This window comes from Paenibacillus sp. HWE-109, assembly GCF_022163125.1.
Classification (GTDB): Bacteria; Bacillota; Bacilli; order Paenibacillales; family NBRC-103111; genus Paenibacillus_E.
Genome location: NZ_CP091881.1, coordinates 5,967,872 through 5,982,849, shown reverse-complemented (window position 1 = coordinate 5,982,849; position 14,978 = coordinate 5,967,872). Strand labels below are relative to the sequence as shown.

At 44.2% G+C, this 14,978-nt stretch carries 16 protein-coding genes; all 16 read left to right on the top strand.

Going from position 1 to position 14,978, the window contains the following annotated elements; all coding sequences use genetic code 11:
• Window positions 1-444 precede the first annotated feature (444 nt).
• The 16 genes from LOZ80_RS25465 to LOZ80_RS25390 all read left to right on the top strand — a co-directional run bounded on the left by LOZ80_RS25465 (window position 445) and on the right by LOZ80_RS25390 (window position 14,966).
• Complete coding sequence (locus LOZ80_RS25465; RefSeq protein WP_238167297.1) at window positions 445-1,470, top strand: HD-GYP domain-containing protein; 1,026 nt, start codon at window positions 445-447, stop codon at window positions 1,468-1,470.
• Complete coding sequence (locus LOZ80_RS25460) at window positions 1,467-1,763, top strand: helix-turn-helix domain-containing protein (RefSeq protein WP_238167296.1); 297 nt, start codon at window positions 1,467-1,469, stop codon at window positions 1,761-1,763. The genes LOZ80_RS25465 and LOZ80_RS25460 overlap by 4 nt, the downstream gene beginning before the upstream one ends.
• A 207-nt stretch (window positions 1,764-1,970) precedes the next feature.
• Window positions 1,971-2,738, top strand: a complete 768-nt coding sequence (locus LOZ80_RS25455; RefSeq protein ID WP_238167295.1) for a YveK family protein — start codon at window positions 1,971-1,973, stop codon at window positions 2,736-2,738.
• Entirely contained in the window at window positions 2,719-3,384 is a 666-nt protein-coding gene (locus LOZ80_RS25450) for a CpsD/CapB family tyrosine-protein kinase (protein ID WP_238167294.1), read from the top strand. Before LOZ80_RS25455 ends, LOZ80_RS25450 begins: the two co-directional genes overlap by 20 nt.
• 45 nt (window positions 3,385-3,429) lie before the next feature.
• Window positions 3,430-4,713 carry an efflux RND transporter periplasmic adaptor subunit gene (locus LOZ80_RS25445; RefSeq protein ID WP_238167293.1) on the top strand — a complete coding sequence of 428 codons (1,284 nt, stop codon included), beginning with the start codon at window positions 3,430-3,432 and terminating at the stop codon, window positions 4,711-4,713.
• A gap of 21 nt (window positions 4,714-4,734) precedes the next feature.
• The gene (locus LOZ80_RS25440) at window positions 4,735-6,453 is read left to right on the top strand and encodes a hypothetical protein (RefSeq protein WP_238167292.1); all 1,719 of its coding nucleotides are present in this window, start codon (window positions 4,735-4,737) and stop codon (window positions 6,451-6,453) included.
• Window positions 6,454-6,466: 13 nt separating this feature from the next.
• Window positions 6,467-6,655, top strand: a complete 189-nt coding sequence (locus LOZ80_RS25435; RefSeq protein ID WP_238167291.1) for a hypothetical protein — start codon at window positions 6,467-6,469, stop codon at window positions 6,653-6,655.
• Entirely contained in the window at window positions 6,652-6,921 is a 270-nt protein-coding gene (locus tag LOZ80_RS25430; protein ID WP_238167290.1) for a PqqD family protein, read from the top strand. Before LOZ80_RS25435 ends, LOZ80_RS25430 begins: the two co-directional genes overlap by 4 nt.
• A 211-nt stretch (window positions 6,922-7,132) precedes the next feature.
• On the top strand, window positions 7,133-9,073 hold the full coding sequence (locus LOZ80_RS25425) for an asparagine synthase-related protein (RefSeq protein ID WP_238167289.1): 1,941 nt from the start codon (window positions 7,133-7,135) through the stop codon (window positions 9,071-9,073).
• Between the two features lie 14 nt (window positions 9,074-9,087).
• A complete protein-coding gene (locus LOZ80_RS25420) occupies window positions 9,088-9,222 on the top strand; it encodes a paeninodin family lasso peptide (protein ID WP_189009923.1) in 135 nt (44 codons plus the stop codon).
• A 145-nt stretch (window positions 9,223-9,367) separates the two neighbouring features.
• Window positions 9,368-10,303 carry a phosphoenolpyruvate carboxykinase (ATP) gene (locus LOZ80_RS25415; RefSeq protein WP_238167288.1) on the top strand — a complete coding sequence of 312 codons (936 nt, stop codon included), beginning with the start codon at window positions 9,368-9,370 and terminating at the stop codon, window positions 10,301-10,303.
• Between the two features lie 2 nt (window positions 10,304-10,305).
• On the top strand, window positions 10,306-10,620 hold the full coding sequence (locus LOZ80_RS25410) for a lasso peptide biosynthesis PqqD family chaperone (RefSeq protein WP_238167287.1): 315 nt from the start codon (window positions 10,306-10,308) through the stop codon (window positions 10,618-10,620).
• Window positions 10,607-11,062, top strand: a complete 456-nt coding sequence (locus tag LOZ80_RS25405; RefSeq protein ID WP_238167286.1) for a lasso peptide biosynthesis B2 protein — start codon at window positions 10,607-10,609, stop codon at window positions 11,060-11,062. Before LOZ80_RS25410 ends, LOZ80_RS25405 begins: the two co-directional genes overlap by 14 nt.
• A gap of 18 nt (window positions 11,063-11,080) precedes the next feature.
• Window positions 11,081-12,280: a nucleotidyltransferase domain-containing protein gene (locus tag LOZ80_RS25400; protein WP_238167285.1), complete on the top strand. Its 1,200-nt coding sequence runs from the start codon at window positions 11,081-11,083 to the stop codon at window positions 12,278-12,280.
• Window positions 12,280-14,076: an ABC transporter ATP-binding protein gene (locus LOZ80_RS25395; protein WP_238167284.1), complete on the top strand. Its 1,797-nt coding sequence runs from the start codon at window positions 12,280-12,282 to the stop codon at window positions 14,074-14,076. Before LOZ80_RS25400 ends, LOZ80_RS25395 begins: the two co-directional genes overlap by 1 nt.
• 167 nt (window positions 14,077-14,243) lie before the next feature.
• A complete protein-coding gene (locus tag LOZ80_RS25390) occupies window positions 14,244-14,966 on the top strand; it encodes a glycosyltransferase family 32 protein (protein ID WP_238167283.1) in 723 nt (240 codons plus the stop codon).
• The last annotated feature ends 12 nt before the right edge of the window (window positions 14,967-14,978 follow it).

Genomic DNA, 14,978 nt, shown 5'->3' with positions numbered 1-14,978 from the left:
CCAAGCCGCGCGGATCATAAACAGGCACCCAAGCGTAGGCTTGTGGTACAGGATAGCCGTATGGATAAGGCGCAGGTTGCGGATAGGCTTCATTAAAAGGCTGTTCCGTCTCAGGCTGTTGCACGCTTTGGGTATCTAGATCCAAGTCTCTGAGCTCTTGCTTTTTCTTTGCTGTCATAGTAAGTAAGTTCCTCCTTAGGTTAAAGCGGAATTGTCAATACTTACTCTATGCAGATGACTAGACGGATGTCACGGGGTGGGATAGAATGAATTTCATGTAATGACCAGATCAATAGTCCTAATATGGGTTATTGGTTTTTAGTCTATAGGCTCTTTATCCTAGTTTATACGTTTAAATACGGGCTATCTATCCCATAGATCCAAATAAAATTGTCGTATATAATTGAAATTGGTTATATTTTGAAATAATTGGGGCGAGCTTCTTTGAGAGAACTATTGGGTAAGAAGTTGAAATACGATGTCACAACAAGTTATGGACTTGTACTAGTACCAAGTCAATCCGTCCTCACGCAGGAACACCTGGATTTATTCCAGCAGCATCGTATTGACTTCATGGACATCATGACGACCATTGAAGAAGAAGAAGAAATTGAATCCGAATCATCCATTAATTCCTCCGAACACCTTGTCCAAAAAGCTTCTCAATATGCCAAGGATTTATTCGAGCGCATTCAATCACAGAAGAAAATCCCCTTGCTAGAAATCAAGAATGATTTGATTCCTATTGTTCAGCAAGCGGCAGAGAACCCCGATTTATACGAGTTGTTTCAAGCAGTCAAAGCGAAAGATGAATACACGCATCAGCACAATATTGGTGTTGGAATTCTGTCAACGCTGATTGGGAAATGGTTAAATCTCGATGATAAAGAAGTGGCGCTGCTATCTCTTGCTGCTACCATGCATGATGTAGGGAAGATTACGATAGCAGAAGAAATTCTGCTGAAGCCAGGTAAGCTGTCGAACGATGAATATGGCGAAATGAAGCAGCACACGGTTCGAGGCTACAATATGCTTAGAGAAACTGCGGGGATTCATTATAGGGTTGCCCTAGTCGCGCTGCAGCATCATGAACGGGCTGATGGCACGGGGTATCCGCTAGGTCTCAAGGATTCACAAGTAGATCGCATGAGCCGTATCGTAGCCGTTGCAGATGTCTTTCATGCTATGTCCTCGAAGCGCCCTTACCATGAGATGATGCCATTTTACGAAGTTGTTAATCGGATGAGGGAAGGCTTTTTCGGTGAATTAGACCCTCATATTGTCGCTGTTTTTCTGAATAATATGATCCAGAATTTAGTTGGCAGGAAAGTGAAGCTTACTGATGGTCGATGGGGAGAGGTCGTTTATATTAATCCTACGGATGATACGAACCCCCTTGTTAAGATTGATGATATTTTTGTAGATCTTAGTCGAGAACGACATATTCATATAAAGGAAGTTGTTGTATGAAGGAAATAATGGTAGAAGACAGCCAGCTATTGAATCAATTTTTTGCTAGTTATGGTTTAACCCAGCGTGAATCAGAGATTCTCGGTCTAATCGCTACACATGGCTACACGAATCGGGAAATTGCTGAAAGCTGTTGTATTAGCGAAAAGACGGTAAAAATTCATTTAGCGAATATCATGAGTAAAATTGGGATTGGATCGATGCGCAGATTGTTAGCCCTGCTCCTGCAACAGGCATTGACGCTCTCGAAACGATCAAATGAACTTAGTCGAATACAAGCCATAGGCAATTAAAACGATGAGAGAAGTCTCCGCAAGCGGAGAGCTTCTCTCTCTTTTTTTTACGTTGAATGCGTGATACGATTTGGAACTTAATCGCGAAAAATTGTATTGACATGATACAAAAAGTATCTTAAAGTATACCTATAACATGATACAAATAGTATCAAAGGTTAATTGAAACGGAACATCAAGCAAAGAAGACTTCTTTGGAGGGGAATCATGGAAATCAATGTGAAAGAGTACTTAATTATTATAAAAAAGCGTATGTGGCTAATTGCGATATGCGTGCTGGGGGTAACTATTCTCACAGCCCTGTATACCTCATCCAACTATCAACCTATCTATCAAGCATCCACGAAATTGATTGTAAATAAAACTGTTGAGCAGGATCAATTAGGCAAAGAACAAATTGATTATGGCGCCATAGGCGTTAATCTTGCTCTTATGAACACATTCAAGGAAATTATTAGAACTCCTGCTATTATGGATAAAGTCGTTCAACGTTACCCCGATTTAAATGTTTCCACGGATCAACTCATATCCATCGTTTATGTGTCTAACCTCAATGAAACGCAAGTAATGACCATCAGTGCTCGACACTTCTCGCATGAGAAGGCTGTGAAAATCGCCAATGCGGTTTCCGATGTCTTTCAACTGGAAATTCCCAAGATTATGAAGGTCGATAATGTCACGATTCTGAATAGGGCCAAAAGTCAGGATTATCCGATTCCTATCAATCAGAAGTCTAATCAATATATTATTCTAAGCTTTATTGTGTCCCTCGCTGGTATGGTTGGCTTAACGCTTCTCCTAGATGCCTTGGATGACACGATCAAAACGGATGAGGATGTCCGCGATATTTTCGCAGCACCAACAATGGCCTACATACCTAAGTTCAAAGACAAGGATAAAGAACCGCGTACCAAACGGAGTTATAAATCCAGTAAAAAAACAGGGGAAACGCCATATGCCAAAACCATCCACTAATGTTCCGATTATGATGCAAATCAACCCGCATTCTCCGGTATCAGAGGCCTATCGTTCTTTACGCTTTAATATTGAATGTTCGGCTTTGGGACAGGAAGTCAAAACCATTACGGTGACTTCGGCAAGTCGCGGTGAAGGTAAAACGACGACAGCGGTCAATTTGGCCGTTGCTTATGCACAGATTGGCAAGAAGGTCCTTTTGCTGGATGCCGATTTAAGAAATCCTTCCATTCATTCGGTGTTTAATAAGGAAAATACAGTGGGATTGACGACTTATTTAGGCAGCGAGACCTCTATGGAGGAAAGCATTCAGGAATCATTTATCGAAAATTTATGGATCATGACCTCGGGTGCTGGGCGGCAAAATCCTTCTGAGCTGTTAGCCTCCAAACGAATGGCTGCGCTTCTAACTGATTTCAAAGCCGGTTATGACTTGGTGATTGTAGATACGCCTTCGGTACTGACCTTAACGGATGCCAAGCTCTTGGCAGCGCAATGCGACGGGGTTCTTCTCGTTGTTGAATACGGCAAAGTGAAGCGCAATATGGCCAAGAAAGTGAAAGAAGAGCTAATGATGGCCAACGCCAAATTGATCGGTGTGGTCTTAAACGAAATCAAAGACTATCGTGCAGATGCTTATTTATAAAAGTCCGTTAACAAAATCAAAGTAAGGGGAGCGAGTTTATAGCTAATGAGACAAAAAAGATGTAAGCCGCGTAAAAAAACTGCAAGAACCTTCTGTATCTTGGCGCTAAGCATTGGCGTTTTGTCTGGATGCTCAGATACAGCTCCGATTAATTCCGATTCGAAATCTGTTTATAATGAACAAGGTCTGAAAAGTGTGAAAGCCTTTAAAGTCATTAAGCAAAAAATCGGCGATCCTCTCGAGCGTACCGCTGAAGTGCAATCCTCGGCTCAATTCGGCGTTGTGTCCAAAGCAGCTGGTGATGTGGAGCAAATTTTCAAGAAGCGCGGAGATATGGTACAAGAAGGCGAAGTTATCCTCAGACTCAAATCTGGAGATGTTGCCCTGCAAAGGCAAGTTGCTGAACTAACGGTTAAGACGGCGCAAGAAGCCATTGAAAAAGCAAGAGTGAAGGCCAAGAAAGAGACCGAAAATCAAAAGCTGGAAATGAGCAACTCGATTCAAAAAAAGGAATTAGGGATGACCAGCCTGCGCAGAAGCTATAACAAAATGAAGAATGATTATGATATTGGTTTAGTGACCAAAGCCCAGTTGTTCCAAATGGAAACTCAGATGATGGATGCTCAGATGGATCTGGATCAGCTCAAGAAGAAGTTGACGATGCTGGAGCCGATTGACATGACCTCGGAGCTGGAAACACAACTCAAGAATGATCAGATTGCCTTGCAGCAAATAGATCAAACACTCAAAAACTTTGAAATAAAGGCACAAGTCAGCGGTCTATTGACCGAGATGCCGCTGGAAGCCGGGATGTCGCTGCAGATGGGATCAGCGGTTGGGGTCATTATAAGACTGGATCCCATCAAGATCAAAGCGCAGCTGACGGAAGAAGAAACGAGACACTTGAGTGACAAGAAAGAATTGCCTTACTATTTAACGGGAACTACGCAGAAGTTCAAAGGGCCGATCAGTTATATCTCCAAGGTAATAGATCCCCAAACCAGAGCTTATGAAATCAATTTGGAAGTACCGAATAAGGATTTAGCCTTGAAGCCTGGTATGAAATTAATGATTCAAATGACGGAAGAGAAAGATCAGATCGTGCTCACCGTTCCTACGTATGCATTAGTTAAAGAAGGCGATGCCAACTATGTGTTCGTGGTTGCAGGCGATACGGTTGAGAAACGAAGTGTCCAGCTAGGTCGCTTGAATGAGCCTATTCAGGAAGTGATTTCCGGTCTTAAAGAGGGCGAACTTGTCGTAAAAACGAGCCCGAACCAATTAAGAGATAAAGAAAAAGTTCAAATGACGGCAGTTGAAGAGCAATAATGGAAAATGGAGTGACTTGAATTGAAAATAAACTGGAAACACACGATGGTCGTCCTTGTTTTGACAGCCTCCCTGGTTATACCTTCAGCATCTTTCCACGCGGCAGCCGATGAGAAGTATACCCAAACCTCTGTAGAGAAAACTTATCAGTTAACGGATGCTATTAAGGTGGAAGTGAAGGGGATTCTAAATGAATCCACTTCGGAGGGAACTCGAATTGCGGCAACGATTCGTTTATTTAATAATGGAGATCGATTGACCGGGGTGCCCGAGTACGAAGTTCGCGTCAAGACGCAAGAAGGACTGGAGTATATCATGCGTCCCAGTCAAGCGAATGCCAAGAATATTCAGCCCAAGGAGACCGTCGAACTTAGCTATATGAACGTCATAGACCGCTATGATAATTTCTCGCTGACCGAGCTTTCATGGCTGGATGTTAATGAATTCGTCTATCCCAAACAAGAAGAAAGAATTATTTCAATTCCTATTTCTTCCAATGAATGGAAGGGTGAGAAGGCTACACTTGCCAATCCCGCTGTGACGAAGAAATGGGAAGATACGTTCACAATTCCTGTGCTGTCCAGCACGTTGGAATTTAAGCCTGTTAGTTTAAATGAACAGAATACACCGGAAGGTCCGATGGTCATTGTAGGTTTACTTGTTACGAACCAAGGAGACAAGAAGACGACCATACCAGATTTCCGGATCAATGGCATTTCTGATAAGAAGGTCTACAATGGCAAAAGGCTGGAACAAGGCCCGCTCTCTCTGGAATACGGCGAACAGACGTATATTCATTATGCCATTCCTGCGAGAAACCGGTTAGAGATGAAGAGCTTATCGATTCTAACACCGGAGGATTTCGCGGGAGAAGACAAAACACATACGAATTATCTAATCGGTCGACTGACCATTACGCTGCCCGGGGCTAAGAGCACGATCGGTTATATTAATCAATTATCGCCGTATGAGTGGAATAAGCCGATCCACTTCGATCCCTTGTACAAGTTAATACGGCCTGAGGTTGACGTGTCGATGGTGGATCTTCGCTTGCAGGAAAGTGCTGGTGGTGGCTTCAAAGCGGCAGTCGCCAAATTCAAATTGCTTAATCATAGCGATACACCGATGCAGGTTCCACAATTTGATACGAAGTTAACCAGCTATAATGGCAATAGCTATATGGGAACCAGACAGAACACGCAAGTGGATACGCTGATTCCGAATATCAGTTATGTCATCTATTACTCCTTTATCATTCCGAGCTCGGAAACTGGCGAGCAATTAGTGATGGAAATTCTGGATGGCAAGAGTGTAGCACCGTATCATATTACGATGGCTGCGTTCAAGACGAAAGTGTTGGATACGAAGGAAGACAGTACCCTTGCCTTCTACCCTTTTCAGGCTACGCTGAATGATTGGTCGACCGCGGCTAATTATAATAACGGCAGTGGTTTGCCGTATTCGTATAAGCTTAATTTGGATTTTACGATCAAGCTTCAGGACGAAGTCGTTGTTGATCAAAGTTTTTCCAAGATGAGGCTTGAATTGGTTGATGCCAAAGAGCGAATCATGGTATCCAAGGTTCTTTCGTTTACTGGCGAGAACAAGCTGGTTAGCGGGGCCCAGACCATTAATTTTGACTTGGATCGATTCGAAACAACCGTCTTCCTGCGTATGTACGAAATTATTGATACCCCCTTCGGAGAAGCAAGAAGACTTATTCAAACGTGGAAAAGATAGGAGACGTACCTTTATGACAAAGGATACTCGCGTAAATACGAATGTGTATACACGTCCTATGGTGTTAAGTCAGCAGCCGGTTTATTTGGAGCCGGCTTATCGCTGGAACCAAGAGCAAGACAAGGTGAATCAACCTTTTAAGGGGGATGAGGCTATGAATCATCCCAATCTTGACCCAACATTTAGGGGGTTGCGTGTATGATTAGCCAGTATCTGCGTATGAATAACTATGAGACCATTCAGCTGGACATGGAATGGATTATCTTAAATACGGATGAATATACCCTAACGAAGTTAAACAGTGTGGGGGGATTCTGCTGGTCATTGCTGGGGGAAGTTCAGACGGTCAACTCAATTAGCGACGCGGTGCGTCAGAAATACGATTTCGTGGATGAGTCGGTCGAAGAGGATATTGCCTCCTTCTTGCATGATCTGATACGGCGTGGACTTGTGCAACGGGCTAGTTAGGGACTTGAAAAAAACATCGAAGAAATTGTTGACAGTGAAGAACATAGATGGTATTCTAAGGTTGTTCTCCATAAAGAACAAAAACGAATAGAATTTAGAATGAATTTCAAGTAATAGGATTAATGAGAAGAAATATAAATGGAAAACTAGGCTTTAATGTTCTTTAATGAGAACAACAATGTTTTCTAGCAGATCGTTTTGGAGGAAAATCATGAGTGCCATTACCGGGATCTTTCACTGTAATCAAGAGCCAGTTAGTACCGAGCATGGCCAAACCTTAATGCATGGACTAGCGAAATATCCATCGAACGATATCCGAACTTGGCACAACGATCATATTTTTCTTGGGTGTCATGCACAGTGGATTACACCTGAGTCTGTCCATGAACGCTTGCCATACCGTGACTCGCAAAGGGGATTAGTGATTACAGCCGATGCGATCATTGATAATCGAGATGAATTGTTTCAGCTCTTACAGGTAGAGCCGGGTCGCCGGAATCAAATGTCCGACAGTGAACTTATCTTACTTTCGTATCAGAGATGGAAAACGGACGCACCTAAGTATTTGGTCGGTGATTTCGCTTTTATGATCTGGGACGAAAGAAATCAGAAGCTTTTCGGTGCCAGAGATTTTTCCGGAAGTCGTACCTTGTATTACATCCACCATCGTGAACGGTTTGCTTTCTGTACGATTATTGAACCGCTTTTGACGCTGCCTTATATTCAGAAGAAGCTGAACGAACAATGGTTGGCGGAATATCTGGCCATATCGGCGCCAATCGACGGGGTAGACGGTTCCATCACACCGTACGAGAATATCGCGCAAATACCTCCCTCACATAGCATTACAGTAACACGTGAACATATTTCATTGCAAAGATACTGCACGATTGAAGCTAGTGAGCCCTTGAAACTGAAATCCAATGAAGAGTACGTCGAGGCTTTTCAAGAAGTTTTCCAGCAATCAGTGGATGCTCGGCTGCGCACGTTTCGTGGTGTTGGGGCACATCTAAGCGGGGGTCTGGATTCAGGTTCCGTCGTCAGTTTCGCTGTTAAATCGCTAAGTAAAGAGAACAAACGGCTGCAGACATTCAGCTACGTTCCCTCAAGTGATTTTAGAGATTATACAGCCAATCAGCTGATGGCTGACGAAAGCCCCTTTATTCAAATGACGGTGAAACATGTAGGCGGAATCGATGATCATTACCTGGATTTTAAAGGAAAGAATTCTTACTCAGATATTGACTCTCTGTTAGAAACAATGGAAATGCCGTACAAGTTTTTTGAGAACTCATTCTGGATACGGGGCATGTTTGAGAAGGCTCAGGAGCAAGATGTTGCCGTTCTCCTAAGTGGTGCTAGAGGGAATTTAAGCATTTCATGGGGATCCGCGTATGATCATTATGCAACTTTAATGAAGAAATTACGCTGGGTGCGGCTCTTGCAAGAACTTCAACAGTATAGTATTCATACTAGCGGAGCTCGACTGCGCAGCCTTCCAATTGTCGCAAGGGTGGCCTTTCCGTTCCTGGATCGTCTGCTTGAAAAGGGTGCCTCCAACCCATTTCCGATTTTAATTAATCAGGAATTCGCCAATAGGAGCCAAGTGTTTAATAAATTGAGCGGCTATGGCATAGACCGGTCAGGCTGGTTCTCAACTTCCAATATTTATGAACAAAGACATCGTCATTTTCATGATCTTTTTCACTGGAATGCCACCAATACACTGACTACCAAATTATCCTTGCGTCATTCACTGTGGCAGCGTGATCCAACCAATGATATCCGTGTCATTCGTTACTGCTTATCCGTGCCTGAAGATCAGTATGTTCAGAATGGCCTGGATCGCGCTCTGATTCGAAGATCAACGGAGAAACTACTGCCCGACACGATTCGGTTGAATCAACGGATTCGCGGCGTGCAGGGAGCCGATTGGGTTCATCGCATGGTGCCACATTGGGATTCTTTCCTCGATGAAGCACAGCAGCTAAGCACAGATTCGAACGTGCTCCGGTTTATGGACGGTGCGAAGATCAAGTCCGCATTGCTCAAAGTCAAGGCTGGAGCTCGACCTGAGCTGGCTACGGATTCAGAGTACAGATTATTAATGCGCAGCCTGATTGTGTATAGGTACATGAAAAAATTCGCTTGAGAGGAGGTGAAGATATGAAAAAAGAATGGAAAAAACCAGCGCTTGAGGTTCTTGAAGTAAGCATGACAATGGCTGATCCTAACAACGGAAACCATCTTGACTTTGCTTACCCATCAGGTACTCCGCGTGATCAATTAACTTATAGCTAATAGGAATGAAACTCGATCTGCTTGGATTTCAGTACATACGAAACCATGTGGGCAGCTGGTATTTTGGAGTTTATACGTAAAGGTCCTTATACAGCAAGTCGTATAAGGGCCTTTACCATAATTAGGGAAATGGTGGCGTGAATTGATGTTGGGAACGAAGCAGCATACGTGTTATCTGGCGTTTGGACTTACCATATCCAGCGAGTTGGATTTTCCGGAATTAAAACAACTGAATCAGGATATACCTGCTTATGATATGGACATTATTGTAGAAGATGAAGATAGAAATGGGCTGTATGCGGACGTATATGAGAAACCCAATACCTATCTCGTTGCGAATGATTCGGTCATGTTCTATGTCCCTGGTGTTGCCTTATTTGCTGCCCAGGCAGGCAAACGTATCGCTGTTACCCCGATGAAAGACGTGGAAGCGAGTAAATTGCGTTTGTATATCTTGGGAACTTGTATGGGCGCCATTCTGATGCAGCGAAGAGTGCTTCCCTTGCATGGCAGCGTTGTTGCAGTGGATGGAAAAGCCTATGCCATTGTAGGTCAGTCGGGGGCTGGGAAGTCTACGCTAGCTTCAGCTTTTATGCAGCAAGGGTTTCAGCTGCTTACCGATGATGTGATCGCCGTTGCATGTTCAGGTGAAACGCATGTTCCTTATGTCACTTCCTCCTACCCGCAGCAGAAACTGTGGCAAGAGAGTTTAACGAATTTTGGCATGGATGCTGGGGAATATCAGGCTATTTTCGGAAGAGAGACCAAGTATAACGTTCCCGTAGATTCACACTATTTCGCTGGAATGCTGCCGCTCGCCGGAATTATCGAATTGGTAAAGTCCGACCAGGATGAAAGCCAGATTCGCCCGATTGAACGGCTGGAACGATTTCAAATCCTTTTTGAACATACGTTTCGGAACTTTTTTATCCCGCAATTGGGGTTAACGGATTGGCACTTTCAGACCTCTGTGAACTTGGTGAAGCACATTGAGATGTATCGCTTACTAAGACCAACCACGGGTTTTACTGCTCCACAGCTGGTATCGACCATTCTGCAAGCCATAAACAAGGAGGAATAGCGATGATGAAGAACGACGTCGTTTCAGTTTCGCAGAAAAATGTTTTTGTTCAAAGCCAGGGGAATATTGTTAGTGATATGGGTGGCGAGAAGGTGATGCTGAGCATTCACAATGGGAAATATTATAACCTGGGTGAGATCGGCGGGAGAATCTGGGAATTATTAGCGGAACCATCCGAGGTTGCACAGATTGTTAGTTTGCTGATGGCGGAATACGAGGTTGAGCAACAGGAATGCGAGCAGGAGGTTATCACCTTTATTGAGCGGTTATCCAAAGAAGGATTGATCGAATTCGGAGAAGATCATGGGCATCTTTAGGAAAATCAATATCCTGTTTTCATTAAATTTTAGAACCATTGGTCTGTATGCAGAGGCTGCCTGTTATCTGGGTTGGGCGCGCATCCAAGTGGCAATTCCCTTCTCGAAGGTGGCTCCCAAGCTTGGAGTTCGGATGGAAGAAACATCGAATGATAGATTTGAGAAGCATCGCGCCGAGTTAATGAGCGTGCAAGATGCTATTCACTTGATAAGTCAACATACGATCTGGGAGAGCAAATGCTTGGTCAAAGCGATTGCCGCTTCGCGCATGTTGGAAAAGCGTCACATCGACAGCACGTTATATCTGGGAACGGCCCGCGATGAATCGGGCAAAATGATAGCTCATGCTTGGCTGCGCAGCGGTCCTTACTATATTACGGGAGCCGAAGGCATGGAACGGTTCGTCGTGATTGGTAAATTCGCCAAATATGCAGGTCAATAGAGGATGAAGGAGATTAAGATGACTACCCTTTCCCATTCGGATTCGACGCTCTTCTCCCAAGAATTAAATATGCTACTTTCCATTTTGAAAATGAAGATAGGCAAGAATGACCTGTCTGCTTATAGAGACTGTCCAAATGAGTTGAATTGGGATGAATTCCTGCAACTAGCCAGACATCATCGGGTTTTTCCTAATCTGTATGTCAAGCTAAAGCAAGCAGAAATAGCATGGATACCGCCGCATGTTAGTAAAGAACTGCAAATGTACTATCAGGACAATACCTTTGCGATGCTTCATTTAAGTGCAGAGATGGCCTATATTGCCAAAGTGTTCGCTGAGTCAGACATTCGTGCGATTATGTTGAAAGGTCCCATTCTGGCGAATGATTTGTATGGTGATATTTCCCTTCGGACTTCCGGTGATCTGGACGTCTTGGTGCCTATGGAAAGTGTGCAGCGAACCGAGGAACTTCTGAGCCGCCTAGGCTACGTGAAGGATGAGGAATATAAAAGCATTCTGAATGATTGGAAATGGCGGCATCATCACGTCACGTATGACCATGTGCAGAAGGGCATAAAGCTTGAAATTCATTGGCGACTTGGTCCCGGGCCTGCTAAGGAACCGGCTTTCGAAGAACTATGGGAACGCAGAAGAATCAGCTCCATTGTCAGCCATCCGATCTATTATTTGGGGAGCGAGGATTTGTTTCTATTCCTGGCAACTCACGGTGCTCGTCATGGTTGGTCACGACTCCGCTGGCTGCTTGATATCGACCAGTTAGCCAGGCAGAAGTTGGATGCTAGTAAGCTCCACGACTTGCTAAAGAAGAACCGTCAGCAGCATATTGGGGCGCAAGCACTGATACTGGCTGTGAAAGTTCTGCATACCCCGCTAACGGTAGACCTGGAGCGATTAACCTCGGTTAAACGAGCGGATCGCCTGGCAGAGGATGCCTATTTTTACATTCGGCAAAAGATCAACCTGCATACCTCCCCCGTTCCGGCCGATGTCTCCCGCTACCACAAACGTCATTTGTTTGCCCTAATGGCAACTTGGCAAAAGGTGCTATTCATCCTAAGTTTCCTGCATCCTTATCCAGAAGATGCGGAGACGTTGAAATTACCTGCGAAGCTGCACGTCCTCTATTTCCCGCTGCGTCCTCTTCTATGGGCTTGGAGAAAAACCAGAAAGAATGTTGTCACACAGGGAGAATTATAATGAAGCATCTATTGTATTTTACGAAGCAGCTGCATGCTTATGCAGGAAAGATTCTTTATATGAATTTGCTCGGTATGAGTTTCATAAGTTTACTGGAAGGGCTCGGGTTATTTCTAGTCATTCCGCTGCTTAGTATTTGTGGTATCCTGAACAGCAGCGCAGGAATAAGCTTGCCGCCAGCTTTCATGAATCTGTTGAATGGACTTCCTAAATCCGGAGCGTTGCTGCTGATTATGGGGGCATACCTGGTCCTGGTCTTTGCTCAAAGTCTCATTCAACGCAACCTCACACTGCGCGATGTTCGCATTCATACGGGCTTTATTAATTACGTTAGATTAGAGACGTACACGGCGATCATGCAGGCAAACTGGGATTTCTTCATCAAGAAGAGAAAATCAGATTTGATTAATTCTCTCACCGATGAACTAGGCCGTGTGACCAGCGGGACATATATGTTTCTTCAATTTGCAGCTTCAACCGTGTTTACATTGATTCAAGTGGGTATAGCTTTCTGGCTATCGCCGATGATGACCCTATTTGTAATTGCTTGTGGTCTGGCTGTGTCCTATTTCTCACGCATCTTCATTAAGAGATCCAAATTGCAGGGACAGCAAACCTCCGAGCTAGGAAGAAGTTATATCGGCGGGATGACCGATCATCTTAACGGGGTTAAAGATATTAAAAGCAATATGTTAGAAGAATCACGCATTTACTGGTTAATGACCTGGTGTCAGAAATTTGCGCAGGAGCGTTTGGCACAGGCCAAGATCAGTGCCAATTCGCAGCTCTATTTCAAATTATCCTCCTCACTCATCATCGTCATCTTCATCTGTGTATCGGTCCTGCTCTTTCAAACGCAGGGGCAGCAATTAATTCTGGTCGTTCTCATTTTCTCTCGCTTATGGCCAAGATTTGCGAGTATACAGTCGAATTTGGAACAAATTGCTGCAGCTGTTCCGGCGTTCAAAACGATGATGGAGCTTCAAAATGAATGCCGGGAGGCCAGAGAAATCAAAGACGCAGCCCGCTCCGTCTTACCGCTTCAACTCAAGCATCATCTAGAGTGTCGAGATGTCTCTTTTCAATACAACGCCGAGGAAGAACGCTTTGCTCTTCGTGACATTAATGTTCGTATACGATCCAAACAAATGACAGCTGTTATTGGGCGCTCTGGCGCCGGCAAGAGCACATTCATTGATATCTTAATGGGGCTGCTTCAGCCGCAGCGAGGACAAGTGTGGATAGATGGCGTGCCGCTTACCAGTGAGAATTTGTTATCCTTGAGGAAATCAATTAGCTATGTCCCGCAGGACCCTTTCTTGTTCAATGGAACCATCCGAGATAATTTATTGTTGATCGATGCGAATGCGACTGAAGCGCAGCTCTGGGAAGCCCTTGATTTTGCAGCATCCGCAGAGTTTGTAAGCAAGCTGCCGGAAGGTCTCGATACTGTTATCGGAGATCGCGGTGTCCGGTTATCTGGTGGCGAACGGCAGCGGATCGTGCTGGCTCGAGCCATCCTGCGCAAGCCATCGATTCTAATTCTGGATGAGGCGACCAGCGCCTTGGATCGCGAGAACGAAACCAAAATCCAACAAGCGTTAGAGCGACTGCAGGGGAAATTGACAATCATCGTGATCGCACACAGGCTGTCCACGATTCGCAAAGCTGATCAAGTTATCGTGATCGACAATGGCATTATCATTCAGAATGGCGGCTATGAACAATTGGCAAACGAACGTGGAGGACTATTTTCTAACTTATTAGGGAACCAAATAACGGCCATTCATTCCTAAATAGGCGATTTGGGCGTATTTACGAAAAATTATCTAATAATGTTCTCTATTGTGGTATCAATTCGTTGACAAGTTCTTTATAAAGAACTACTATGGAGAAAACGGATGTTCTTTATTAAGAATATTAGCTTTTGAGGCGTGAGCCGTCAAAAGAAGGAGATTGCGCGATGGGAATTCCCAAAATTATTCATTATTGTTGGTTTGGCAAGCAGGAGAAGCCTGAAATTGTTAAACGCTGTATAGCGAGTTGGTATCGTTATTTGCCCGGCTATCGTTTCATCGAGTGGAATGAGAACAATTTTGATCATACCTGTAATCCCTACGTTAAAGAAGCCTATGAGGCGGGGAAATATGCCTTTGTGAGCGATTATGCGCGGGTATTTGCCTTATATCATTTTGGCGGCATTTATTTAGATACGGATGTAGAAGTATTCAAATCGTTCAACGATTTGCTTCATCACGACTCCTTCTGGGGATTCGAACAAGAAAATTTCATTGCAACGAGCACGATCGGCGCAGCCAAGGAAAATAAGCTCATTCAAGCCTTTATGGATTCCTATCAAACCAAAAGTTTCCTCCTCGCGGACGGCACATTTAATTCCTTAACGAATGTCGCCATGATTACCGAAATCATCGGCGGCATGGGTATCATTCCCAATGGTAAATATCAGGAAATTAAAGGTCTCGGCACCTTTTATCCACAAACATATTTCTCGCCGTATGACTATATTAACTGCCAGAGCTTCAAAACTGACAAGACGTATGCGATGCATCACTTCTACAAAAGCTGGCTGCCGCGCAAAGCGCGATGGAAGGGACATATCAAGTTGCTGGCATCGAAAGTGATCGGTGGTCATAATATTGCTAGAATTCGCAAGCTGCTAAGCTAAATAATTCAATTG